This is a genomic window from Streptomyces sp. Ru62, assembly GCF_002920615.1.
Lineage (GTDB): Bacteria > Actinomycetota > Actinomycetes > Streptomycetales > Streptomycetaceae > Streptomyces.
The window spans coordinates 1-229 of sequence record NZ_PQSU01000113.1 but is presented as its reverse complement, the minus strand read 5'-3'; the positions used below and the strand labels follow the sequence as shown (position 1 = coordinate 229).

At 72.9% G+C, this 229-nt stretch carries 1 protein-coding gene; it reads right to left on the bottom strand.

The window, feature by feature from the left end:
- Nucleotides 1–229, bottom strand: a 229-nt coding sequence (locus C3492_RS45085; protein WP_374938442.1) for a hypothetical protein, incomplete at both ends; no start/stop codon positions are given.

The window sequence follows — 229 nt, the reverse complement described above, 5'->3', positions numbered from 1 at the left end:
TTCGAGGACGGTTCCGGTGACCGGGTGGGTGAGCAACCGGTCCCAGGAGGTGGCGTTGCCGGCGAGTTCGCGTGCAGTCTTCGCGTCGATGGGGGAGCGGCCGGCGAGGTCGGCGGGCCCGTCGTCCTGGCCGATGAGGGTGAGCGCGGAGACGGCGACCTGCACGTGCGCCCGGATCGCTCCGAGTGTTCCGTCGCCGTCACCGGTGCCGGTGGGGTCGAGGGCGGGT